At 53.6% G+C, this 23,019-nt stretch carries 24 protein-coding genes and 1 pseudogene; 17 read left to right on the top strand and 8 right to left on the bottom strand.

The window, feature by feature from the left end; all coding sequences use genetic code 11:
- Positions 1-288: 288 nt before the first annotated feature.
- The gene (locus LC417_RS20850; RefSeq protein WP_033781102.1) at positions 289-1,299 is read right to left on the bottom strand and encodes a LacI family DNA-binding transcriptional regulator; all 1,011 of its coding nucleotides are present in this window, start codon (positions 1,297-1,299) and stop codon (positions 289-291) included.
- Between the two features lie 108 nt (positions 1,300-1,407).
- Between LC417_RS20850 and LC417_RS20845 the strand changes: the two genes are divergently transcribed.
- The 4 genes from LC417_RS20845 to LC417_RS20830 all read left to right on the top strand — a co-directional run bounded on the left by LC417_RS20845 (position 1,408) and on the right by LC417_RS20830 (position 4,421).
- Positions 1,408-2,421 (top strand): Gfo/Idh/MocA family oxidoreductase, encoded by a 1,014-nt coding sequence (locus LC417_RS20845; RefSeq protein ID WP_223566313.1) that lies wholly within the window; start codon positions 1,408-1,410, stop codon positions 2,419-2,421.
- Between the two features lie 144 nt (positions 2,422-2,565).
- A complete protein-coding gene (locus LC417_RS20840) occupies positions 2,566-3,102 on the top strand; it encodes a tetratricopeptide repeat protein (RefSeq protein WP_045139868.1) in 537 nt (178 codons plus the stop codon).
- A gap of 87 nt (positions 3,103-3,189) precedes the next feature.
- Positions 3,190-3,639, top strand: coding sequence for a sigma-70 family RNA polymerase sigma factor (locus LC417_RS20835; protein WP_022624293.1), 450 nt, complete (start codon positions 3,190-3,192; stop codon positions 3,637-3,639).
- Positions 3,636-4,421 (top strand): anti-sigma factor, encoded by a 786-nt coding sequence (locus tag LC417_RS20830; protein WP_187508476.1) that lies wholly within the window; start codon positions 3,636-3,638, stop codon positions 4,419-4,421. Before LC417_RS20835 ends, LC417_RS20830 begins: the two co-directional genes overlap by 4 nt.
- Before the next feature lie 26 nt (positions 4,422-4,447).
- On the opposite strand, the gene LC417_RS20825 is transcribed toward LC417_RS20830, so the two are convergent.
- Entirely contained in the window at positions 4,448-5,026 is a 579-nt protein-coding gene (locus LC417_RS20825) for a YceI family protein (RefSeq protein ID WP_187508486.1), read from the bottom strand.
- Positions 5,027-5,725: 699 nt separating this feature from the next.
- On the opposite strand from LC417_RS20825, the gene arnB reads away from it, so the two are divergent.
- From arnB to arnF, 7 genes are read left to right on the top strand one after another with little or no spacing between them, the layout of a single operon-like run.
- The gene (arnB, locus tag LC417_RS20820) at positions 5,726-6,862 is read left to right on the top strand and encodes a UDP-4-amino-4-deoxy-L-arabinose aminotransferase (RefSeq protein ID WP_223566312.1); all 1,137 of its coding nucleotides are present in this window, start codon (positions 5,726-5,728) and stop codon (positions 6,860-6,862) included.
- Between the two features lies 1 nt (position 6,863).
- Positions 6,864-7,847, top strand: coding sequence for an undecaprenyl-phosphate 4-deoxy-4-formamido-L-arabinose transferase (gene arnC, locus LC417_RS20815; protein ID WP_010257142.1), 984 nt, complete (start codon positions 6,864-6,866; stop codon positions 7,845-7,847).
- Positions 7,844-9,823 (top strand): bifunctional UDP-4-amino-4-deoxy-L-arabinose formyltransferase/UDP-glucuronic acid oxidase ArnA, encoded by a 1,980-nt coding sequence (arnA, locus tag LC417_RS20810; protein WP_022624289.1) that lies wholly within the window; start codon positions 7,844-7,846, stop codon positions 9,821-9,823. The genes arnC and arnA overlap by 4 nt, the downstream gene beginning before the upstream one ends.
- Entirely contained in the window at positions 9,823-10,725 is a 903-nt protein-coding gene (gene arnD, locus LC417_RS20805; protein ID WP_163790196.1) for a 4-deoxy-4-formamido-L-arabinose-phosphoundecaprenol deformylase, read from the top strand. The genes arnA and arnD overlap by 1 nt, the downstream gene beginning before the upstream one ends.
- Entirely contained in the window at positions 10,725-12,392 is a 1,668-nt protein-coding gene (gene arnT, locus LC417_RS20800; RefSeq protein ID WP_223566311.1) for a lipid IV(A) 4-amino-4-deoxy-L-arabinosyltransferase, read from the top strand. The genes arnD and arnT overlap by 1 nt, the downstream gene beginning before the upstream one ends.
- Positions 12,392-12,712 carry a 4-amino-4-deoxy-L-arabinose-phosphoundecaprenol flippase subunit ArnE gene (arnE, locus tag LC417_RS20795; RefSeq protein WP_010257131.1) on the top strand — a complete coding sequence of 107 codons (321 nt, stop codon included), beginning with the start codon at positions 12,392-12,394 and terminating at the stop codon, positions 12,710-12,712. The genes arnT and arnE overlap by 1 nt, the downstream gene beginning before the upstream one ends.
- Entirely contained in the window at positions 12,709-13,074 is a 366-nt protein-coding gene (gene arnF, locus LC417_RS20790) for a 4-amino-4-deoxy-L-arabinose-phosphoundecaprenol flippase subunit ArnF (RefSeq protein ID WP_010257128.1), read from the top strand. The genes arnE and arnF overlap by 4 nt, the downstream gene beginning before the upstream one ends.
- 104 nt (positions 13,075-13,178) lie before the next feature.
- Here arnF and LC417_RS20785 read toward each other — a convergent pair whose 3' ends face one another.
- Positions 13,179-13,370 carry a hypothetical protein gene (locus LC417_RS20785; protein ID WP_223566310.1) on the bottom strand — a complete coding sequence of 64 codons (192 nt, stop codon included), beginning with the start codon at positions 13,368-13,370 and terminating at the stop codon, positions 13,179-13,181.
- 177 nt (positions 13,371-13,547) lie between these two features.
- Here LC417_RS20785 and LC417_RS20780 point away from each other — a divergent pair.
- The 3 genes and pseudogenes from LC417_RS20780 to LC417_RS20770 all read left to right on the top strand — a co-directional run.
- A pseudogene (locus tag LC417_RS20780) lies at positions 13,548-13,724 on the top strand (SAM-dependent DNA methyltransferase); the annotation flags it as partial.
- A 128-nt stretch (positions 13,725-13,852) separates the two neighbouring features.
- Positions 13,853-14,185: a type II toxin-antitoxin system RelE/ParE family toxin gene (locus tag LC417_RS20775; protein WP_031292300.1), complete on the top strand. Its 333-nt coding sequence runs from the start codon at positions 13,853-13,855 to the stop codon at positions 14,183-14,185.
- Positions 14,182-14,472 carry a helix-turn-helix domain-containing protein gene (locus tag LC417_RS20770; protein WP_022624282.1) on the top strand — a complete coding sequence of 97 codons (291 nt, stop codon included), beginning with the start codon at positions 14,182-14,184 and terminating at the stop codon, positions 14,470-14,472. The genes LC417_RS20775 and LC417_RS20770 overlap by 4 nt, the downstream gene beginning before the upstream one ends.
- 269 nt (positions 14,473-14,741) lie before the next feature.
- Here the strand turns inward: LC417_RS20770 and LC417_RS20765 are convergent, their stop codons facing one another.
- The 3 genes from LC417_RS20765 to pqiB all read right to left on the bottom strand — a co-directional run bounded on the left by LC417_RS20765 (position 14,742) and on the right by pqiB (position 17,070).
- Positions 14,742-15,029: a type II toxin-antitoxin system RelE/ParE family toxin gene (locus LC417_RS20765; RefSeq protein WP_010257115.1), complete on the bottom strand. Its 288-nt coding sequence runs from the start codon at positions 15,027-15,029 to the stop codon at positions 14,742-14,744.
- A complete protein-coding gene (locus LC417_RS20760; protein ID WP_039387444.1) occupies positions 15,026-15,277 on the bottom strand; it encodes a type II toxin-antitoxin system Phd/YefM family antitoxin in 252 nt (83 codons plus the stop codon). The genes LC417_RS20765 and LC417_RS20760 overlap by 4 nt, the downstream gene beginning before the upstream one ends.
- Before the next feature lie 140 nt (positions 15,278-15,417).
- Positions 15,418-17,070: an intermembrane transport protein PqiB gene (pqiB, locus tag LC417_RS20755; protein ID WP_223566309.1), complete on the bottom strand. Its 1,653-nt coding sequence runs from the start codon at positions 17,068-17,070 to the stop codon at positions 15,418-15,420.
- A 593-nt stretch (positions 17,071-17,663) separates the two neighbouring features.
- Between pqiB and LC417_RS20750 the strand changes: the two genes are divergently transcribed.
- The 3 genes from LC417_RS20750 (at position 17,664) to yahO (ending at position 19,673) form a co-directional block, all read left to right on the top strand.
- Positions 17,664-17,990 carry a DUF3302 domain-containing protein gene (locus LC417_RS20750; protein ID WP_010257107.1) on the top strand — a complete coding sequence of 109 codons (327 nt, stop codon included), beginning with the start codon at positions 17,664-17,666 and terminating at the stop codon, positions 17,988-17,990.
- Between the two features lies 1 nt (position 17,991).
- On the top strand, positions 17,992-19,128 hold the full coding sequence (locus LC417_RS20745; RefSeq protein WP_033786324.1) for an HlyD family secretion protein: 1,137 nt from the start codon (positions 17,992-17,994) through the stop codon (positions 19,126-19,128).
- 275 nt (positions 19,129-19,403) lie between these two features.
- Positions 19,404-19,673: a DUF1471 family periplasmic protein YahO gene (yahO, locus tag LC417_RS20740; RefSeq protein ID WP_010257103.1), complete on the top strand. Its 270-nt coding sequence runs from the start codon at positions 19,404-19,406 to the stop codon at positions 19,671-19,673.
- A 313-nt stretch (positions 19,674-19,986) separates the two neighbouring features.
- Here yahO and LC417_RS20735 read toward each other — a convergent pair whose 3' ends face one another.
- Positions 19,987-20,913: a sulfonate ABC transporter substrate-binding protein gene (locus tag LC417_RS20735; RefSeq protein WP_170933491.1), complete on the bottom strand. Its 927-nt coding sequence runs from the start codon at positions 20,911-20,913 to the stop codon at positions 19,987-19,989.
- Positions 20,914-21,032: 119 nt separating this feature from the next.
- The gene (locus tag LC417_RS20730) at positions 21,033-22,922 is read right to left on the bottom strand and encodes a sigma-54-dependent Fis family transcriptional regulator (protein ID WP_223566308.1); all 1,890 of its coding nucleotides are present in this window, start codon (positions 22,920-22,922) and stop codon (positions 21,033-21,035) included.
- Between the last annotated feature and the right edge of the window lie 97 nt (positions 22,923-23,019).

The following is a 23,019-nucleotide window of genomic DNA, read 5'->3' as shown; positions in this document are numbered from 1 at the left end:
ATATTAACGTCATCAGCCTGCATCTGAATATTAAAACCATAAAAAATGCATATATAGATTTATCTTTTAATATTTAGATGATAGTTAGATTTTTTATCTGACATAAAGGGGCGGTTTCAGCTTGTCACTGCGATCAGATTATCTGTGGCAGGCTATTTTCTATGCACTTCTGAGCCAGTGAGCCACTTTCCCGGGCACTGTCTCGCGCGGGAAATAGTGCTGAATGCAATGATCGACGGCAGGTAAAGCATATTTCTTTACCGGTGGATATGACACAACGGGCAATCTTTACAGACAGTTTTCTGCCGTATAAATGATGAAATCCACTTTTCCGTTAATGTAGATATCGGGTCTCTCTCCCTGCTCCAGATAATTCAGCATCAGCTGCAGCGCGAGCTGGGCATGCTGCCCGGTGTTTTGATCCAGTGTCAGCGCAACGCTCTGCTGCGCCATCAGCGTGCGGGTGGTGGCGTAAAGCTCATGAGTGATCCAGATGCACTGATTCAGCCGACGATGTCGTGCCAGCGCCTGCCCGATCTCGGTATTCCCCAGCCCGGTGTTATAAATGCCCTGCAGATGACCGCTCTGTACCAGCTGCTTCTCCAGCAACTTACTGAGGGTGTCGCGATTTTCCTGGGCGGCCAGAACTTCACGTAACTGAAGATGGGGAAACCGACTGGTTATCAGGTCACGAAACCCTTCAATACGCTGACGATGCGCACTGTAATCCCGGTGCCCACTGACCATCAACACCTCACCGGGCTGATGCAGCATTTTGCCCATCAGCTGAGCGGCTGTACGTCCTGCCTGCAACTGATTGATCCCCACATGACAGAGTCGGGCGGCACCGGGTAAATCGGTGACCAGCGAGATCACCGGTACGCCACGCGCCTGGCAATGGTCCAGCGCCTCATATATTGCCGGATGTTCATGGGCAAAAACGATCAGACCATCTCGCGTCTCACCGCCCTGCCTGATTAGCTTTGCCAGTCGTTCTGGCTGAGCCTCGGGGACAAAAGTGCGGCGCAGCGTTAACCGGCGATAGCCCAGATGCGAGGCAACCTCAGTAAAATCCTGTGCCAGCTGCTTAAAGAAAAACGAATCGTTGCTGCTCAGCAGCAGTTCTATCTGCCACGGATGACGATGCTCCTCCGGCAGGATCCGCTTCAGCCCGACTTCACGTGCTGCCTGCAGCACCCTGTGAACCGTCTCCGGCGCGACGCCGCCACGTTCATTGAGCACCCGATCCACGGTTGCCAGTCCCACACCTGCCCGTCGGGCGACCTCTTTCAGCGACATGCCGCTCTCCTGTGAGGTAAACACCTCAAAACACCGTGCCGCCAGTGTAAAACGCAGCGTTATCCTGCAGATGCATCTTTCTGCCGGACTATGATGGAGTTCAAAAAAATGAATAAAAAGCAACGTGTTGCCCTGCTGGGGTGTGGCTTTATTGGTGAAGTTCATGCCGCGAATCTTCAGGCGCACCCCGGAGTTGAGTTGGTATGGGTCGCGGATGCGGATCCCGCGCGCGCCGCCGCCTTTGCGACCCGCTTTGGTGCCCGGGCCGCGTCTGTCACTGAGGCGATAAATGATGAGCAGATTGATATGGTGCTGATCGCCAGCGCGACGCCGACCCATGCTGACTTACTGGAAGCCGCAGCCCGCGCCGGTAAAGCCATCTACTGTGAAAAACCGGTCGATCTCTCTCTTGAGCGGGCCCGCTCTGCCGTGGCTAATGTTCTCCCCTACAACGTGCCGGTCACAGTAGGGTTTAATCGGCGTTTTGATGTCAGCCATCAGCAGCTGAAGCAACAACTCCGCCAGGGGCGGATCGGCCCGGCGGAACTGATTCAGATGGTCTGCCGCTCCTCAGCCATGCCGCCGCTGGCCTATCTTCAGGCGTCCGGGGGACAGATGCGCGATCAGGCTATCCACTTTTTTGACCTGCTGCGCTGGCTGACTGAAGAGGAGGTGACAGAGGTGGCAGCGATGGGTGCAGCGCTGGCTCTGCCCTCGATCAGCGAATTTGACGACGTGGACACCAGCACGCTGCTATTGCGGCTGCAGGGCGGGGCGCTGGCACAGCTCGATAATGCCCGCCGCACCGGCTATGGCTACGATGAACGCATCACTGTGATGGGACCGCACGGGATGCTGGAATCAGCCTCTCAGCCACAGCGCGGCGTCAGCTGCTATCAGGGTGCGCAGATTCAGCAGCCAGGCTTGTTGCCCGACTGGTTCAGCCGGGTGCAGCCAACTTACTATGCTCATCTGGATGCGTTTATCCGATCGCTGAACGGTGAGCAGGTTGACGATCTTCCTGGCCTTGAGGATGGACTGAAAGCCCAGGCGATTGCGGAAGCTGCGGTGATCTCCCTGGCGGAACGGCGTTTCTGTGCGGTGGAAAAACTACCGTTCTGATTCAGCGTGGCACCCTGGCAAAAAAATAATTTTATTTTTATCGAATAGAAACCGGCGCTGAGCTGTTTACCGTACAGCGCCGCGCTAGCGGACTGCATCCGGCGGGCTTTATCGCCTGTCTCACAGACCCGATAAGGATAAATTATGACAACGCGTTCTGGTTTTTCTCTGCTTGCCGTTCCGGCACTGCTGCTGATGCTGCACTCTCCGCTGAGTATGGCGATGGGCGACAATGACAGTGATAAAAAGACGCCTGACTGCCCCAAAGGTCAGGTCTATGACAGTCACACTAAAAGTTGTGTACCTGAGAAGACCAGCAAGCTGAGTGACGACGATAAAACCCGCTATGCCTGGCATCTGGCGAAAAAGGGCGAATATCAGGCGGCGCTGAACGTGCTGGATACGCTGAAAAATCAGGATACCCGTGAAGCCTGGAACTATCGTGGTTACGCCACCCGTAAACTGGGCCGCACGGACGAGGGCATTGGCTATTATCAGCGCGCCATTGCACTTGATCCCCGTTACGCTAAAGTGCGTGAATATCTGGGCGAAGCCTGGATGATCAAAGGGCGTCCGGATCTGGCGCGTGAACAGTTAAAAACCATTGCCGGGATTTGTGGCACAGACTGCGAGGAATATCGCGATCTGCAGGCCGCAATCAATGGCCACCCCGAGGTCTGATGCGGAAGGGAGGAGCGAAAAATCACTCACAGTGACATCCGTCAGCACCTTGCGGAACATCTGACGCGGCTCTGGCGTTACGGCTATGTGCTGTCACACAACCGTGACATGGCAGAAGAGCTGGTGCAGTCAACCTGCGTACGCGCGCTGGAACGCAGCGCGCAGTTCACGCCGGGCACACGCATTGATCGATGGCTTTTTTCGATCCTTCACTCCATCTGGGCCAGTGATTTACGGGCGCGAAAGGTCCGGCAGGGACAGGGATTCGTGGATCCCGATGCGCTGCTGGCCGCAGACAACCACACCACCAGCGACGACAACCGCCATTTCCAGCGCATTATGCTACAGGTTAACGCCTTACCCGAGGCGCAGCGTAATGCACTGTTTCTGGTGTATGTCGAAGGTCTGACCTATCAGGAGGCGGCAGAAACGCTCTCCGTTCCGATTGGCACTATTATGAGCCGTCTGGCCGCCGCACGTGCCACGCTGGCCAGACAGCCGGCGACCTCGCCCGCACCGCAGGAGAAACGGAGATGAACAGGGAAACTTTTACGCCACCGTGGCGCGATGAGGCAATCGTTGCCTGGCTGGATGGTGAGATGACGCCACAGGAAGCCGTGCAGTTTGAGCAGGCGATGGCAGGGGATCCTGAACTGGTGGCACGGGTTGAGCATTTACAGCAAAGTAATCTCGATTTTGAACAGGCTTTTGCGCCGCTGTTAGAACAGGCACCGCAGGCCAGAATGGCACAGCAACTGGCAGCCATCACGGCACCAGAGTCAATGCCAGCCAAAGGCTACAGCCGTCGGGCACTGATTGCTGCGTCTGTCAGCTTTTTGCTGGTGGGCAGTGGCATCGGTTTCCTGGCAAGACCGGAAGATGATGAGAAAGATGAAAGCCAGAATATCCGCGATCTGGAGGCGCGTTATATGTCGCTCTACAGTGCTGAAACGCTGGCCGATACGCCTGATGACGCCGCCATGCTGCAAAGGGGGCTGGAACGTACCCGACTCGATTTAGGATTGCAGCTGCATCCACAGCAACTCAGCCTGCCAGGGGCTGAACTGAAAATGGTGCGGATCCTGCGCTACGAACGGACGTCGATTGCACAAATCGCCTGGCTGCATGCTGATTATGGCCCGATGGCGCTCTGTATCTCGCCTGAGCCGGACAGCGCGAATCCCATCGCCCATGAAAAGCGCCATGGCATGCAGCTGGCCTGGTGGAAGCGTGACGGCTATCAGTATGTGCTGATTGGCCGCAACCCACCGGCTCAACTGGCTGCCACAGCGGAAACATTGCAGACAGCACTCAGTTAATCCGGCGGACCCTTCAGCGGTTACCGCTACAGCGGCTTTCTGCCCTGCGCGGCAATGGCCAGCGCAATGTTGACGCGATCATCAACCACCCCGACCAGCCGATCCATTCCGAAGGCTGAGCGGGAGATGGCGGTGGAGGCATGTAGCGCCAGCGAACCTGAAGCCGGATCAATTGTCTTTCCGCTGTCCAGCGAGGCCAGCATCACGACTTGCCGGCTGACATTTTTAACCGTCAGCGCACCAAAAATACGGTAATTGCCGCCACCCAGTGAGGCCACGCGACTACTGACAAAGTGAATGTTTGGGTAACGCTCTGCATCAAAAAACAGGTTACTTTTCAGTTGCCAGGTTAACAGGCTGTTCGAGGCCACCAGCGTCCCTACCGGAATAGTCACTTCAATATGATCGTCACGGTCTTCATCAGGATTGAGTGTCACCGTGCCGCTCACACCCTGCAGTCTGGCCTGCGAAAATTGGTGACCAAAGGCGCGCCATGAAAGGCCTATCGACGTTTTATCGGGGGTAATGGCATAGGTTACCGGCGCGGCGTAAAGCACCGGGCTGAGCAGGGCTAACAGAGTGCATAAACAGGCGGCACGCATCATCACTATTTTCTCTTTTTTAGGCAGACCCAACGTTAACGCCTGAAACCGCGATCCTATTCACTTTTTTTAGCACTGTTTTTACCTTACAGGCACAGATAATCTGACAGATATTAACTGACTGTCACCTGAGAATCACCAAAGTGTAATGATTATTGCAAGGGCAGAACATTAATAACGAAAAATATTAAGAATACATTAAGACGGCTTTATTAATCTGTGATTCACCCTGAGATGAGCGGAGCGCTATTTTTTTTCGATGTGATACTGTAAGTAGCAGGCTGAATTTAGCCCAGCAATATCAGCGTGTTAATTTTTCTCTCCAGAAGTGACTTCATCCGGATGAGCTGAGCCCTGCTCTGGTGACTGACAGAGCCTGCTGATTTTAAACAAAATATCAATAAATCAAAAAGAGTTGAGGCCAGAGCTATTATTAGCCATTTAATAGTGAACTTTTTCTGAAATCCTTAACTTGCTCTCCCTTGATTTTATTTCAATTCACACTCTTCATTTAATGTTCAGTTAACTTTCATACGGTAGTTTGTATTAGCAGTCCGGTAACCTTAATTCCAGAACGGGAAATCGTGGTGTCGATAACACCCTGGCCGACTGTGAGTCATTCACTATTTAAATTATTTTCCGGCGTTGTGCCTGATTAACAACGCGCGACAGCTTATGGGTTTGATCTGCAGGAGTTTTAGCATGGATTTTTTGCCATTTTCCCGGCCTTCATTCGGTGATGAAGAGCTGGCTGCTGTTAAAGCGGTATTTGACTCTGGCTGGATAACGACCGGCGCAAAATGCGCCGAACTGGAGCAGGCCTTTGTTCAGATGACCGGCAACCAGCACGCCATTGCAGTAAGCTCTGCCACTGCCGGAATGCATGTCACGCTGATGGCGATGGGGATCGGGCCTGGCGATGAGGTGATCACGCCGTCCATGACCTGGGTCTCTACCCTGAACCTGATCACGCTTCTGGGGGCCACGCCGGTGATGATTGATGTGGATCCCGACAACCTGATGGTCACGCCGGACCGGATAGCGCAGGCGATTACGCCCCGCACCCGCGCCATTATTCCGGTGCATTACGCTGGTGCACCTGCCGATCTCGCGCCAATCTATCAACTGGCTCAACAGAATGGCATCGCCATCATTGAAGATGCGGCTCACGCGGTGGGCACCACTTATTGCCAAAAGCCGGTCGGGCAGCGCGGTACGGCGATTTTCTCTTTCCACGCCATCAAGAATATCACCTGCGCGGAAGGGGGCCTGGTGGTGACCGATGACGCCACTCTCGCCGATCGTATACGCAGCCTGAAGTTTCATGGCCTGGCAGTAGATGCGTTTGATCGTCAGACCCAGGGACGTCTGCCGCAGGCGGAAGTCATGATGCCGGGCTTTAAATACAATCTGCCCGATATCAGCGCGGCGATTGCGCTGGTGCAGTTACAGAAACTGCCGGGCTTTATTGCCCGCCGCCGTGAGATTGCCGAACGCTATCTTGAAGCGCTGCGCACGCTGCCGTTCACGCCGCTGTCACTGCCCGCCTGGCCACATCATCATGCGTGGCACCTGTTTATTATTCGCATTGATGAACAGCGCTGCGGTCTGTCGCGCGATGCCTTTATGCAGGCACTGAAGACGCGGGATATCGGCAGCGGATTGCATTTCCGTGCGGCGCATACCCATAAATATTATCGCGAGCACTATCCCGATTTACGTCTTCCCGCCAGTGAACTTAACAGCCAGCAGATGTGTTCGATTCCACTGTTTCCGTCAATGACGGATCAGGATATCGAACGTGTGATTCAGGCTTTACATGACATTGCCGGAGCCTGAGATGCGCGATATCAAACCGATCAACATGCTCTCCGTGGTCATCCCGGTCTATAACGAGCAGGAGAGTCTGCCAGAGTTGCTTCAGCGCACCTGCGCTGCCTGTGACTCAATTAAGATTGAGTATGAAATTCTGCTGGTGGATGACGGCAGCAGCGATCGTTCTGCCGAACTGATTGAACAGGCCGCCACCGTTCCCGGCAGCCGGATAACCGGCGTGCTGCTCAACCGCAACTACGGTCAGCATTCCGCCATCATGGCCGGATTCAGCCAGGTTCGTGGCGATCTGATTATTACGCTGGATGCCGATCTGCAGAACCCGCCGGAAGAGATCCCGCGGCTGGTAGACGCCGCACGTCAGGGTTATGACGTGGTGGGTACCGTCCGTCAGCAGCGCCAGGACAGCTGGTTCCGTCGGAAGGCCTCGCGCACGCTCAACCGGCTGATTCAGCGGGTCACCGGTAAGGCGATGGGCGATTACGGCTGCATGCTGCGCGCCTATCGTCGCCACATCGTCGAGGCGATGCTCAACTGTCACGAACGCAGCACTTTTATTCCGATCCTGGCCAACACCTTTGCCCGACACACCATTGAGCTGCCGGTGATCCATGCCGAGCGCGCTTTTGGCGATTCGAAATACAGCTTTATGCGGCTGATTAACCTGATGTACGACCTGGTGACCTGTCTGACCACCACGCCGCTGCGATTGCTCAGCGTGGTCGGCAGCCTGATAGCGCTCTCCGGCTTCGCCTTCTCTTTGGTGTTGATCGTGTTGCGACTCTTTTTTGGTGCGGCCTGGGCGGGTGACGGCGTCTTCGTGTTGTTCGCCGTGCTGTTCATGTTTATCGGCGCCCAGTTTGTGGGTATGGGACTGCTCGGGGAGTACATCGGGCGCATTTACAACGACGTTCGGGCGCGTCCGCGCTATTTCGTTCAACGCATTGTTCACGCTCCAGAAGAGCCTTCAGTACAGGATATTCAATCATGAAGACCGTTGTTTTCGCCTATCACGACATGGGCTGTGTCGGCATCAATGCGCTGCTAAGTGCAGGCTATGAGATCACCGCCATTTTTACTCACAACGATGTGGCGACCGAAAACCACTTTTTCGGCTCAGTAGCCCGTCTGGCGGCAGAGCATGGCATTCCGGTCTATGCACCTGACGAGGCGAATCACCCGATCTGGCTTGACCGCATCCGTACCATGGCACCAGAGATGATCTTCTCCTTCTACTATCGCCATCTGCTGAGTGATGAGATCCTGCAATGCGCTCAAAAGGGTGCTTTTAACCTGCACGGCTCGCTGCTGCCAAAATATCGCGGCCGGGCACCGCTGAACTGGGCGCTGGTCAACGGCGAAACTGAAACGGGCGTTACGCTACATCGCATGGTAAAGCGCGCGGATGCCGGTAATATTCTGGCGCAGCAGAAGGTCGCTATTGAGGATCAGGACAACGCGCTGACACTGCATCGTAAACTGACCCAGGCTGCAGAGCAGTTGCTCGGCGACGTTTTACCTCGTCTGCGCGAGGGTGAGGTGAGTGAATGGCCACAGGATGAAAGTCAGGCGACACGGGTTGACCGCCGCACGGCCGAGGATGGCCGCATTGACTGGAATCAGCCTGCTCAGACGATTCACAATCTGGTCAGAGCGGTTACCGATCCCTGGCCTGGCGCATTCGCCTTTGCCGGTTCGGTTAAATTTATCGTCTGGAAGAGCCGGGTTCATCCGCAGCAGCATCAGGCAAAGCCAGGGACGGTACTTTCTAAGCAGCCATTCCTGATCGCCTGTGGCGAAGGCGCGCTGGAAATCCAGACCGGCCAGTCCGAGCATGGCGTTTACATGAATGGCAGCCAGTTGGCGCAGAGTCTGGGCATCGTCCCTGGCGCACTGCTCTATTCAAAACCGCAGTCAGCGCTGCAACGTCGTACCCGCGTGCTGATCCTTGGCGTTAACGGCTTTATCGGTAATCATCTCACTGAGCGTTTGTTACAGGATGAGCATTTCGAGGTCTATGGCCTGGATATCAGTTCAGACGCGATCAGCCGCTTCCTGGATCATCCGCGCTTCCATTTCGTCGAAGGGGATATCGCTATCCATTCCGAATGGATTGAGTATCACATCAAAAAATGCGACGTCATCCTGCCGCTGGTAGCCATCGCCACGCCAATTGAGTACACCCGCAATCCACTGCGCGTGTTTGAGCTCGATTTCGAAGAGAACCTGAAAATCATTCGCGACTGTGTGAAGTATCAGAAGCGCATCATTTTCCCATCCACTTCAGAAGTTTACGGCATGTGTACCGATGCCAGCTTCGATGAGGATTGCTCTAATCTGGTCGTCGGGCCGATCAACAAACAGCGCTGGATCTACTCGGTATCCAAACAGCTGCTGGACCGCGTTATCTGGGCCTACGGCGAAAAAGAGGGGCTGCGTTTTACCCTGTTCCGTCCGTTCAACTGGATGGGACCGCGTCTGGATAACCTTAATGCAGCGCGCATCGGCAGTTCCCGCGCGATCACTCAGCTCATTCTTAACCTGGTAGAAGGTTCGCCCATTAAGCTGATCGACGGCGGTAAACAGAAGCGCTGCTTTACCGATATTCAGGATGGCGTTGAGGCGCTATTCCGCATTATCGAAAACAAACAGCTGAATTGTGATGGTCAGATCATCAATATCGGTAATCCGGACAACGAAGCCAGTATCAAAGAGCTGGCCGAGCAGCTGCTGGCCAGCTTTGAACGTCATCCGCTGCGCAGTCAGTTCCCGCCGTTTGCTGGTTTCCGTGAGGTAGAAAGCAGCAGCTACTATGGCAAAGGCTATCAGGATGTGGAGCACCGTAAACCGGCTATCCGCAATGCACGTCGCCTGCTCGGCTGGACACCGACCGTGACGATGGATGTCACTATCGACAACACGCTCGACTTCTTCCTGCGCACCGTTGAGCCACAGGCTGATAAGTGATGAAGAAGATCGGTCTGCGGATTGACGTAGATACCTGGCGCGGCACGAAGCAGGGCGTGCCGGCGCTGCTTGAGCTGTTCCGGCGTCATGCGGTGCGGGGCAGCTTTTTCTTCAGCGTGGGACCAGACAACATGGGCCGCCATCTCTGGCGGCTGGTGAAACCGGCGTTTCTTATGAAGATGCTGCGCTCCCGTGCCGCGTCGCTCTATGGCTGGGACATCCTGCTCGCCGGAACGGCCTGGCCGGGAAAGCAGATGGGACGGAGATTGCGGCACATCATGCAGGACGCCACTCGTCAGCACGAAGTCGGTCTGCACGCCTGGGACCATTTTGCCTGGCAGACCTGGGCCGGCGTCTGGCCGCAGGATAAGCTGGTTGAGCAGATAGCACGCGGCACCGAAACGCTGAGTGAGATACTCGGTCATCCTGTCAGCTGTTCGGCCGCCGCGGGCTGGCGAGCCGATGGCCGGGTGATCGCCGCCAAACAGGACTTTGGCTTTCACTACAACAGCGACTGTCGCGGCAGCGGCCCGTTCCGGCCCATGCTGCCGGATGGACAGATCGGTACCGTACAGATTCCGGTGACGTTGCCCACATGGGATGAAGTGGTTGGCCGCGAGGTCAGCGCAGAAGGCTATAACGACTACATTCTGGCGAAAATGCTCTCTTCTGATGATGGGGCGGTCTACACCGTGCATGCCGAAGTCGAAGGGATTATCGGCTACCCGGACTTTGACCAGCTGCTGGCTGCTGCGGCCCGTCACGGCATTCAGTTCTGTCCGTTAAGCGAGCTGCTGCCCGACGATCTAAGTACCTTGCCGGTGGGCAGGGTGGTCAGAGGCGAAATCCCCGGACGGGAAGGGTGGCTGGGCTGCCAGAAACTGACTGAAGAGGCGAACTAGTGCGGATACGTAACAACACGAAGTGGCTACTTTTTTTCAGCTTTTTTATTCTCTATTACCTGCTTCCGCCGATGTTCCGCGATCTCTGGCAGCCGGATGAGACCCGTTATGCGGAGATCAGCCGGGAGATGCTGGCAACCGGTAACTGGGTGACGCCACACTTCTTCGGTGTGCGCTATTTTGAAAAACCAATTGCGGGTTACTGGGTCAACTCGCTGGGTCAGTGGCTGTTTGGCCACAACAACTTTGGCGTGCGGGCGGGATCGATATTCTCCACGGCGATGACCGCCGTGCTGATCTACTGGCTCGGCAGGCGGTTGTTTGGTTCGGTACGCACGGCTGCCGTCGGCACGATTATTTTCCTTAGTTCGCTGCTGGTCTATGGCGTTGGCACCTATGCGGTGCTCGATCCGATGCTGATGCTCTGGCTGGCGGCCGCGATGTGCAGCTTCTGGCTGGCGACGGAGGCCAGCGGACGCGCCGGGCGGGCGGGCGGCTATCTGCTGCTGGGTCTCGCCTGCGGCATGGGGTTTATGACCAAAGGCTTTCTGGCGCTGGCAGTGCCGGTGCTGGCGATTCTGCCTTGGACGATCTGGCGGCAGCGACTGCGCGAACTGCTCTGCTTCGGTCCGCTGGCGCTGCTCTCAGCCGCGGCGATCAGCGCACCCTGGGCGCTGGCGATCTATCATCAGGCACCGGATTTCTGGCACTACTTCTTCTGGGTTGAGCATATCCAGCGCTTTGCCGAGGACAATGCCCAGCACAAAGCGCCTTTCTGGTATTACCTGCCGGTTCTGCTGCTGGGAACGCTGCCGTGGCTGGCGCTGTTACCGGGCGCATTGATGACCGGCTGGCGCGAGCGTCAGCAGCATCCCGGTGCGCTCTATCTGCTGAGCTGGACGGTGATGCCGCTGCTGTTTTTCAGCCTGGCGAAAGGCAAGCTGCCAACCTATATCCTGCCCTGTTTTGTGCCGCTGTCGCTGCTGATGGCGCACTATGGCCTGAACGCCGCACAGCGGGCAGGGCGCGCATTAACAGTCAATGGCTGGCTCAACCTGATTTTCGGCATCATTACTCTGGCAACGGTCGTGCTGGTGCTCGCTCCCTGGAGTGTGACGCATCATCCGCTGTTCGCCACGCACGAGATGCTGAAGCTTGCGCTGGGGGCACTGGCATTTCTCATCTGGGGGCTGGTGGGCGCATATAGCTGCCGCTCTGCACAGCGCCGCTGGCTGGCGGCCGCGCTTTGCCCGCTGGGCGTCGCCCTGTTTATTGGCACGGCAATCCCGGATAAAATCCGCGACGCCAAACAGCCGCAGCGCTTTGTCTCGACGATTAGCCAGCGTCTGGCCTCAAGTCACTTTATCCTGGCGGACAATCCCGGCGTGGCATCTGCCGTAGCCTGGCATCTGCAACGTAGCGATATCGGCTTCTATGACACCAAAGGCGAGCTGGAATATGGGCTGAGTTACCCGGATGCGCAATCCCGCTTTGTCTCTCAGGCGGACTTCGGCGGCTGGCTTGCCGATCATCGCCGTACGGGAAGCGTATCACTGCTGTTGCTGGTTGATTCAGTACACAGTGATATCGGCGAGGATGTTCCGGTGCCGGACGCCGTCTATCGCCAGGGCAGGCTGGTCTGCCTCTATTACAGTCAGATGAAGTGATGCTGCTGCTGATTGTACTGGTCAGTCTGCTCAGTTGCAGCGCGCAACTGTGCCAGAAACAGGCGACTCACGCGGCATCGCGCCGGGTCCGCTTAAGCTGGATTGGGGTGAGCGTGCTGTTGCTGGGTGTCGCGATGCTTCTCTGGCTGCTGGTGCTGCAGCGGGTGCCTGTCAGCCAGGCCTATCCGATGCTGAGCCTTAACTTTATTTTCGTTGCGCTGGCAGGACGCATCCTCTGGCGCGAGCGCCTGACGCTGCGCCAGATCTTCGGCACGCTACTGGTGGTGACGGGTGTGGCGCTGATGGCGAGCCAGCTATGAAAGGGTATGGATGGGTCGCATGCAGCGTGCTGCTGGTCTCAGCGGCACAGCTGATGATGCGCTGGGCGATGCCGCGTCTGCCCGATGTCAGCAGCATAACGTCGCTGCCTGCTGTTGCCCTGCTGCCCGCCTTGCTGCTGCTGGCCGGGCTGGGCGCTTATGGTGTTTCAATGCTCTGCTGGATTCGGGCGCTGCGCTATTTTCCGCTGAACCGCGTCTATCCGCTGCTCAGCCTCAGTTATGTGCTGGTGTGGCTGGTGGCTGTCTGTCTGCCGGTATTCCATGAGGCGTTCAGCTGGCACAGCCTGGCGGGCGTAGTGATTATTGTCATCGGCCTGCTGTGTATCGTGGTTAAGCCCTGATTTAAGAATATTGTTAGTGTTTTCGCATCAACTACGCCTTTTATTAGCGTTTTTGGGCAGCGAGTAACTCTCGCGGCATTAAAGTATTTGCGGTAAACGGCGGGTCAGCAAAGCGGTTTTATCTTTGCAGTCAGCTCGCCAATATCGCTGACGATCAGATCAGGCACAGGCGCCAGCGGATACAGTGCCTGCCCTTTGCGGGTAACAAATGCAGTTTTCATGCCTGCACGTTTTGCTCCACCCACATCCCAGCCATGCGCAGCCACCATCATGCACTCTGAGACGGGCTTGCCCATCTCTTTCATCGCTTACTGATGCGCTGGGGAGACTCTATCCGCTGAAACAGGCATGCAATGAGAACGGGGACTGTGAAACGTTCATGTTTGCAGAAATGTACTGCGGCGGGATAACGGACATTTATGCCCGTATCGGTGTGCGTTACTTCCGCCTGCTTAATTACACCCACATAACCGATGCTACCTTATGCAGATTGCCTGATTGAAGTCGGATTTAATCCATCAGTTCAGATGTCCGTCAGTTGATTTGATATTGATCCTGTCACGGTGGATATGGCGTTTATACAGCTTTCCCTGCTGGGCATTGCAGCTGAGGTTGTCACCGGTAATACGCTGACGCTGGATTTTATCAGGGCAATGTAGGCCATGGACAAAACAGCAGGAAACTACATGGTAGGGAAGCAGTGGTTACGGGTTTGTATGGGGTGCATGAGTAATGCAGAAATTGCACAATATACGAAATTTCGTATAATGAGGTGATGATGCGTAAGAAAATCAGTTTTATTGACAGCAGTCTTGAGGATCTACGGGCTTTCCCGGAAGAGGCCCGGACCGCATCAGGGTATCAGCTTGACCTGATCCAGCAGGGACTGGAGCCGGACGACTGGAAGCATTTTGCTACGGTAGGTCAGGGAGCACGTGAAATCCGAATCCGGGGTAATGACGGCATTTTCCGGATCATGTATGTCGCCAAATTTGAAGAAGCCGTGTATGTGCTGCACTGTTTCCAGAAAAAGACACAAAAGACCAGCCAGAGTGACGTAGAACTTGCCCGAAATCGTTATCGCCGATTGGTTGAGGAGCGTAAAAAATGAATATTCAGACTTTTGATAATGTGTGGGACGCTCTTAGCGAAACGCCAGAGCAGGCGGAAAATATGAAACTCCGCGCCGAGTTAGTAGGCCGCCTGAATAGCTGGATTAAACGTAATGGCCTGAATCAGGCCACTGCTGCTGCTGCGCTGGGCGTTTCACAGCCCAGAGTGTCCGAGCTGGCAGGAGGTCGGATCAACTGCTTTTCAATTGATAAGCTGGTCAGCATGATGTCACATGCCGGACTGCACATAACCAGTATTGAGATAAGCGAACCAGAGGAAGCTTGAGCTGCCTTTTTGCATCGCGCGAACTGCCAGGACGGTAGCCCCTTCGGGGCAGGATAAACCCGGTGCTGATGCACCGGCTATACCCTTTCACCTGACCGTCTTCATCCCTTCTCATCTGACGCTGATAGCTTGCCGTTTCTGCTATCAAGTGACACTACCAAATTGGCCATCTGCAGAAGTGCGCATAATACTAATTATGTTAAATAAAGTGTCTGATTATCAATATCGCTTGAATTACGTCAATACTCATCGGACACAGCCCTCCCTCCCTACCGCATCCTCTCACTGGCAAGATGATAAACATCGCTGCGCTCGCGTTTACCCACAGCAACAACGGCAATCACCAGCTGGTCGTCTATTACCTGATAAACCAGGCGAAACCCGGACGCTCTGAGTTTGATTTTATAGCAGTCTTTAATCCCACGTAGTCTGGCAGAAGGAATATGGGGATTGTCACAACATTTCTTCAGTTTTTTGGCAAACTGCTGCTGGAGAGATTTGTCCAGCTTCTGCCATTCTTTAAATGCCTCTTCCCTGAATTTGACGGTATAACTCACAAAAGCGCATCCAAATCGACATCAAGCAGACGCTGGCCGCTGCGCTCACTGACCAGCTTAACCAGTTCCTGATCGTCAAGGGCATCAAGCATCTGTTCATAAAGCTCAGCCGGGACGCAATAGAATGCAGGCTGGTTGCGGTTAAGAATGGCGACAGGATAACCGTCACCTGCATTAACCGTGGCCATTGGATTTTTCTTCAGTTCGCTTACGCTGGCACTGGTATCGCTTAAAATAATGTTTGGCATAGAGCCTCCAGGACTGCTTAACAGGTCTTTATAGTAGCAGCCTCAAGACCTGATAACCAGTCTCTTTCGGTAGATACAAATGGCTATGTTTGATGAACTGCAAAGGCTGAATGAGCCATTTGAAATGCCGGAAGATGGGATTATTTTTCATTTCTCTTTTTCGCGCCGACAGGAACAGGATCGTCAGTTGCAGCATCATGAATAATCAGCGCGTTGCTTTTATTATCTAAGGTCTTGAGAAGCGGCTGCAATTCTCTGAGCACAAGGTCCAGACGCTGCATATCCCCCGTCAATTTTTGATATACGGGCGAACCAGGCTGAATACCTTTTATGCTACGGCTGAGCTGTTGCAGGCTTTGCTGCATATCCTCAGACAGTGTTTTCATTGCAGGGCTGCTGATAAACCCATCAATATGCCTGAGCGATTTTTGTATTTCTGTCATGGTGCGCTGACTTTGTTTTAGCGTACCGGTCGCAACTGAAATCAGTGGCCGAAGCGGAAGGCTGTTAATCTTATCCACTATAGCCACAATCTTTTGCTGTATCTGGTTTAAACCACCAGGCGTTGTGGGGATGACTTTGTAACCCGCGACGATATCCGGTCCTTTGTCGGGTGCAACATTTGCATAATAGTCTAAGTCGATAAACAGCGAACCGGAAAGCAGACTGCCTGTTTTCAGGGAGCCTCTTAACCCCTGTTTTTTACCCAGCTGTAGCTTTTTCTCCAGGTCAAAGTCTTCCCTCATACCGCTCATGAATCTCTGGGGTTCAATGTGAATCAGTACGGGAACCTCATAATGGCTGCGAAAATTCTGGGTTATCTCTGGCGAGTTAAAAGGAACCTGAGCAACCGTCCCCAGGCGTATTCCACGAAACTCGACAGGCGCGCCTGCCTGAAGTCCGCGAACAGAATCGGAAAAGAACATCAAGAAGTCGAGGTGTTCGGTATAACGAGAATTCGCGATGCTTCGCAGATCGTCATAAAGAGTATAAGTTGCTACGCCCTTAACCGGCTGACCCAGGGCCACGCCTTCAGGCAGGTCAAAACTGACCCCGCCACTTAATAATGTGGTGATGGACCCCATCTCCACGTGCATCCCGGATGAGGATAAATCCACAGCAATCCCACTATTCTTCCAGAAACGAACGTTTGAGGTGACAAGCTGATCAAAGGGCGAAGCGATAAAAACCTGATAACGCATCATTCTTTTTTCCATATCAAACCGGCTGTTCTCGACTGACCCGACACGCAGGCCGCGAAACAGAACCGGGTAGCCCGGCATGAGTTGCCCCGCTTCACGACTATTAAGCGTGATTCTGATCCCCTTTGCATTCGGTGAGGCCTGGGGAGGCGCATCTGACAGCCGATAGCGTTCCGGCGCTGGCCCCGGAGAACCTGGCTGTAAAGCTATATAGGCGCCTGAGAACAAGGTACTTAAGCCCGTTATCCCTTCGAATCCAATTTCAGGCCTGACCACCCAAAAAGCGCTATTGCCGTGCAATAGTTTTTGCATACCAGTGTGCATGCGAACCTTGATCTCGACGTGCTTAAGATCGTCAGTAAGCTCGGTACTTTCAACGACACCCACATCAATGTTGCGGTTTTTTATTACGGTTTTACCTGCCTTAATCCCCTGTGCGTTTTCGGTCATCAGAATCACCAGAGGTCCCTGCTGGCTTTTATGGTAATACAATAAAAAGGCACCAATGAGCAGCGTGACAAAGGGAATGATCCAGACAGAAGACCATCTTTTGTTGGGGTTTACATGAGCACTATCCGGCTTATCCGACAAAGTATGGACTCGTGTAAGAACAGAGTAACCTGAACTTTTCAGGGCGTTCTGTTGAAGCAGGATTCGATCCCAGGGCTATGTATTCGCTCGTCTTTCCTGAGGCCATGATAGTTAATCTCATCATTAAGCGTTAAATTTAGATAAGTCAGGATCATAAAATCTACTATCAAACGGAGATCCATTATTTTCCAGTAAATAATGGATCGGATAGTATGTAACAACTTCGGAACAGGAGGGTTAATAAGTATAAAGATATTTTTTAAATAAAGCTTAAAAAATACAAATCTGTGATCAATGTGTCATGTTATTTTAATAAAACCAAATTAAGCAGTTACCCATACCAGGGAAGTTAAAGACTCAAAATAAAGAGGAATAATTCTGCGTTTAAAGTGTAATAAATCCACTAAAATCATCACTAATGAACAGGATTGTTTATCCCCGTCATTGCTGGAGTGCCTCAAATCCCTGAGCACAGCATGATTTTCTGGTATTGCGTCTGTCACCGAGGTATGTCAGGTTAACTCTTTTACGAATTGAAATATTCTTGCAGCCGATCTATTTTTACTTCGCATTCCAATTTAGCAGAGGCACCTATGTTCCTTAACTATTTTGCTTTGGGTATGCTGATCTTCGTTTTCATAATTATTTTTTATGGAATTATCGTTCTTCATGATATTCCCTATTTAATCGCAAAGTCCCGTAATCATCCTCATGCCGATGCCATTCACGTTGCAGGTTGGGTAAGTTTGTTTACACTGCATGTCATATGGCCTTTCCTGTGGATCTGGGCCACTCTTTATCGTCCTGAGCGCGGCTGGGGGATGCAGAGTCAATACACTTCATTACTGGAACTGCAGCAGCGCGTAGCAGAACTGGAGCGTTTACAGGCTGATTCGAAACCGCTGCGACCGGAGCGATGATATGGATCTGCTCATTATTTTAAGCTACGTTGCGATAGCCTGGGCTGTTTTTAAAATATTTCGCATACCCGTCAATAAATGGACAGTGCCAACAGCTGCACTTGGTGGCGTTTTTCTGGTCAGCGCGCTAATTCTGCTAATGAATTATAACCATCCCTATACGTCACTGGCACAAAAAGCGGTTGTCGCGATTCCTGTTACCCCACAAGTGACCGGCGTCGTAAATGAAGTTACTGATAAAAAAGAAGTGCTTATTAAAAAGGGAGAAATGCTCTTCACCCTGGATCAGACACGTTATAAGGTCCGCGTCGAAAGATTACAAGCCGACCTGAGCACCGCTATTAACAATATTGAAGCGATGAAAGGACAATTAAGCGAAGCCGTTGCCTACACAACCCATGTATCTGCTGAGCGGGATAGATTATTTCTGGACTATCAACGCTATCTCAAAGGCAGTAAGGCGAAAGTCAATCCATTCTCCGAACGTGACATTGATAATGCCAGGCAGGCATTTCTGGCGCAGGATGCCCTGGTAAAAGGTTCACTGGCGGAACAGGAGCAGCTCAGAAGCCAGTTGACCAGTGTATCAGGAGGAGAACAATCCCAGATAGCCAGTCTGCGCGCGCAATTAGCAGAAGCCCGGTATAACCTGGATCAGACGGTTGTTCGCGCACCCAGTGATGGTTATGTCACTCAGGTCTTAATCCGTCCCGGAAGCTACGCAGCCGCCCTGCCGCTGCGTCCGGTCATGATATTCATTCCTGTACAAAAGCGTCAGATCATTGCTCAGTTCAGACAAAATTCCCTGCTTCGCCTGACGGCGGGAGATGAAGCAGAGGTCGTTTTTAATGCCCTTCCGGGACAGGTATTCTCAGGAAAACTGCTCAGAGTTTTGCCAGTGGTTCCAGGCGGAGCTTATCAGGCACAGGGAACGGTGCAATCACTGAGCCTTGCTTCAGGTTCTGACGGCGTATTAGCCATAATTGAATTAAACCCAAATCAGGACGTTGATGCATTGCCAGACGGCATATTTGCTCAGGTTGCGGTCTATTCTGACCACTTCACGCATGTTTCGGTCATGCGTAAAATTTTGCTGAGAATGACCAGCTGGGTGCATTACCTCTACCTGGATCACTGATGATGATAAATATATCCTTAACTTTCCATCGATTAACCGTTTGCCCCCTTTCAGATGAAGTTAATCAGAACAGTTATGAGCGGCCTGACTTTGTAATAAGCCCTGATTTGAAATCACCCTGAAAACACGATGGGTGGTTAATTAAATTACTGATCGGTTATCACAAAACAGGATCGTAAATAAGCTTTTGAAATAGCTGTTTGCATTGAATATGCTATGTTTTAAATGTAGTTACGAATTCTAATCGTCTTTTATAACATTCCGAGGATACGCATATGAAAAAATTAATTTTTGGTGTGGTTATTTGCTCCTTATCGTTTGGCTCATTTGCTGCCGAAATGATGTCAAAGAATGATTTTATGAAAGTGAAGGATCAGTATGAAAAGATAGGCGATATCTCAACATCAGGTGAGACCAGCCCTTCAGATGCAAAAGCGGAGCTATCAGAAATGGCCGATAAAAAAGGCGGCGATGTGTTCGTGCTGACCTCAGCTAATACGAATAACAAAATTAAAGGTACCGCTGATGTATACAAGAAAAAATAGTGAAGTAACGAAGCTATCTGTCTGAAATACAGACTGAAATAGATGATTTTTTCGGAGCCTCAGGAAATATGTTCTTAATACAGGTTAATCGATGCCCTTTACGTTAGTAAAGGGCATCTTTCTTACAGCACCATCAGGACTTTAAACCGTTTTCAGCGAGGATGAGCTGAACGTCGGTGACAGGACCTTATCTGCCCAGGCTGATGCGCGGATAACACGTCACGCTAATCCGCCTGCACTTGATTAACTCCAGGCGATTACGTTATCAACCGTCAGGCGAAGGTTCCCCTAATCAGCCGCCGCCCGCCTCACCCTATTTCTTATCCAGCGACCAGGTTGCACTGCGGATATCGACCTTCACTGGTAACAGACCAATCTGGGTAAACTTATCGGCCAGAGCCTGCTGCTGCGTGAAGACTTCAGGTGTCATCCGCTCAGCCCCGAACGGCATCCTTGCCAGCGCCCGTTGCCAGATCGGCTGCGGCAGACCGGTTGAGGTGGACATGATTTTTGCCGCCTCTTCCTGATGTTGATTGGCCCAGGTACTTAGCGACCCAAGCTCATCCACCACCTGGCTGGCGATTTGCGGCCAGGTTTCCGCAAACTTACGGCTGGCAAGATAGAAGGTGTAGTGTGGCACCAGGCCTTCGGCATTTTTAATCAGCCGCGCGTGGGCGTTGGTTTCAACTTCTGCGTAGTAAGGATCCCAGATTACCCAGGCATCCACTGCACCGCGCTGGAAAGCGGCACGCGCATCCGCGGGTGGCAGATAGACCGGTGTAATGTCTTTATAGCTCAGCCCCGCCTGCTCCAGCGCAGTGACCAGCAGATAGTTAACGTCAGAGCCTTTATTCAGCGCCACGCGTTTGCCTTTGAGATCCGCCACGCTTTTAATGGGGGAGTCGGCGGGCACCACAATCGCCTCAGTTTTGGGGTTGGCGGGAGAATGTGCCAGATAAACCAGATCGGCCTGTGCGGCCTGAGCAAAAGTCGGTGGCGCGTCGCCGGTTGCGGCCAGATCGATACTGCCGATGTTAAGGCCTTCCAGCATCTGCGGCCCGGCCGGGAACTCAATCCAGTGAACCGCAATCCCCTGTTTCTTAAATTCCTGATCCAGCGTGCCGCGATATTTCAGCAGGGCGAAGATATTGGCTTTCTGAAAACCAATGTTAACTGTTTCGGGCTTCTCTGCTGCAGCCTGGGTGTTGAACGCTAATCCCGCCTGGGCGGCAATAATCATTGCGCTAAGCAAAACTCTTTTCATCTCTCATTCCTGAGTCTGGTTGTTGTCAGCGCAACATAACAAACGCAGGTTGAAGCGCTTAGCGATCAAATGTTCGATGCTTAGCGAAAAAAACGCTATGGATGCCAGACCGACTCACGTACCCGAATGGCGCGACTCAATAGCCCCAGTGCATAGAAGCGGTCAGCGATGGTCTGCTGTTCCCGAATGATGGCTAAGTTCATGCGCTGGGTCTGGTGGCTGCGCCGCGCTAAGGCATGCATCAGTGAAGGCGCTGATATCCCGAGTTCGGTTGAGAGCAACGCAGCGGCTTCAGCACGGTGTGCATCGATGTAGCGGCCAGTCTGCTCCAGCGCGGTGAGCAGAACCTGCAGCAGATCGCCCGACTGCGCGGCGAACCCGCGTTCGGCAAGGTAAAACTGATGATTATTGACCCGGCCGGTGCCATCAGCGATCACCCTGAACTGTCCGCTGTTCTCTGCATCGCTGAGCAGCGGATCCCACATCATCCAGGCATCCACTGCGTTGAGATCGCTGGGCGTCAGCGGATATTTGGGCGGTGCATAGACGATGCGCACATCATCCAGCCCTAAACCCGCTTCATCCAGAATCTGCAGCAGCAGATAGTGAACGTTGGAACCACGATTTACGGCGATGCGTTTTCCTCTGAGATCGCCAATCTGCTGAACCGGGCTGCTGTTCGGTACCAGCAGTGCAACGCTCTGCGGCGCAGCGGGTTCCCAGGCAACATAAACCATCGGGCTGTTGCTGGCCTGCGCAAACAAGGGGGGAACTTCACCGGTCGTGCCGAAATCGATCTCCTGTTGGCTCAGCGCATGCAGAAGCTGCGGACCCGCAGGAAACTCACTCCACAGCACGCTGACGCCTCTATCGGCCAGCTGCTGTTCCAGTGACTGGCGCGCTTTCAGGATGCCGAGGTTGCCAAATTTCTGATAACCGATGCGCAGTTCCCGCTCCCGTTCGGGCTGCTGATTCAGAGAAGTGTCGCGCTGACGCAGTGAAGTGCGGCGCGGTTTAATCACTCCCAGATGGCCCAGTTGGGTGCGCAGCGTATGACGACTGATGCCAAGCAGCGCGGCGGCCTGCAGTTGATTGCCCTGAGTGAGTTCCAGCGCATTCTTTATCAGCGCCTCAATCACCCGGGGATAGAGCGGTGTTTCGCTCTGCTGCATCTGCTGCCGTAAAAACTGATCCAGCGCCTCCTCTCCCGGTGGTAACTCGCTACCCGTGAGGTTATTCAGCCGGAGCTGCTGCGGCGTGACCAGCGAGGTTTTGCTGAGCAGGACGGCATTATGCAGGGTGTTCTCCAGCTCGCGGATGTTGCCCGGCCAGCTGTAGTCCATCAGCGTGGCGACAGCATCTTCACTGAGACGTAACTGAGGTCGGCCCAGACGGCGCGCATAGAGCTGCAGGAAGTGAGTGGCCAGCACCGGGATATCTTCGCAGCGCTGGCGCAGCGGCGGCAGCGTGACGCTGGCCACATTCAGCCGGTAGTAGAGGTCTTCCCGGAAGCGCCGTTCACGAATCGCCACCGCCAGGTCGCGGTTGGTGGCCGCAATGACCCGCACATTGACCTTTAAAGCCCGGGAGGAACCCACACGGGTAATCTCGCGCTCCTGCAAGACGCGCAGCAGCTTCACCTGCAGCGACGCACTCAGTTCACCGACTTCATCCAGCAGCAGCGTCCCGCCCTCTGCCGCCTCAAACCAGCCGCGATGCCGATCCTGTGCACCGGTAAATGCCCCTTTCTCATGACCAAAGAGCTCCGACTCCGCCAGACTCTCAGTGAGGGCACCACAGTTGATCGCCAGAAAGGGCTGTCTGCTGCGGGCGCTGTGATGATGCAGATAGCGCGCCATCACCTCTTTGCCGGTGCCGGTTTCACCAATGATCAGCACCGTCGCGTCGGTAGGCGCAAGCTGATCCAGCACGCTTTTAAAGGCGCGCGATGCGGGGTCAATCAACTCAGGGCTGGTAATCTGCATCTCATTTACCGGGTTAACTGGAAAGCCATGACCATACCGCGTGGCTAAGGCGGAAACGAGAGGCTAACCGGACCGGATTGTTGCCAATGCAGCAGAC

It is taken from the genome of Pantoea sp. OVA07A (genome assembly GCF_019969975.1).
GTDB lineage: Bacteria > Pseudomonadota > Gammaproteobacteria > Enterobacterales > Enterobacteriaceae > Pantoea > Pantoea agglomerans.
The sequence above is the reverse complement of the archived record's forward strand: the minus strand, read 5'-3'. Positions and strand labels throughout refer to the sequence as shown.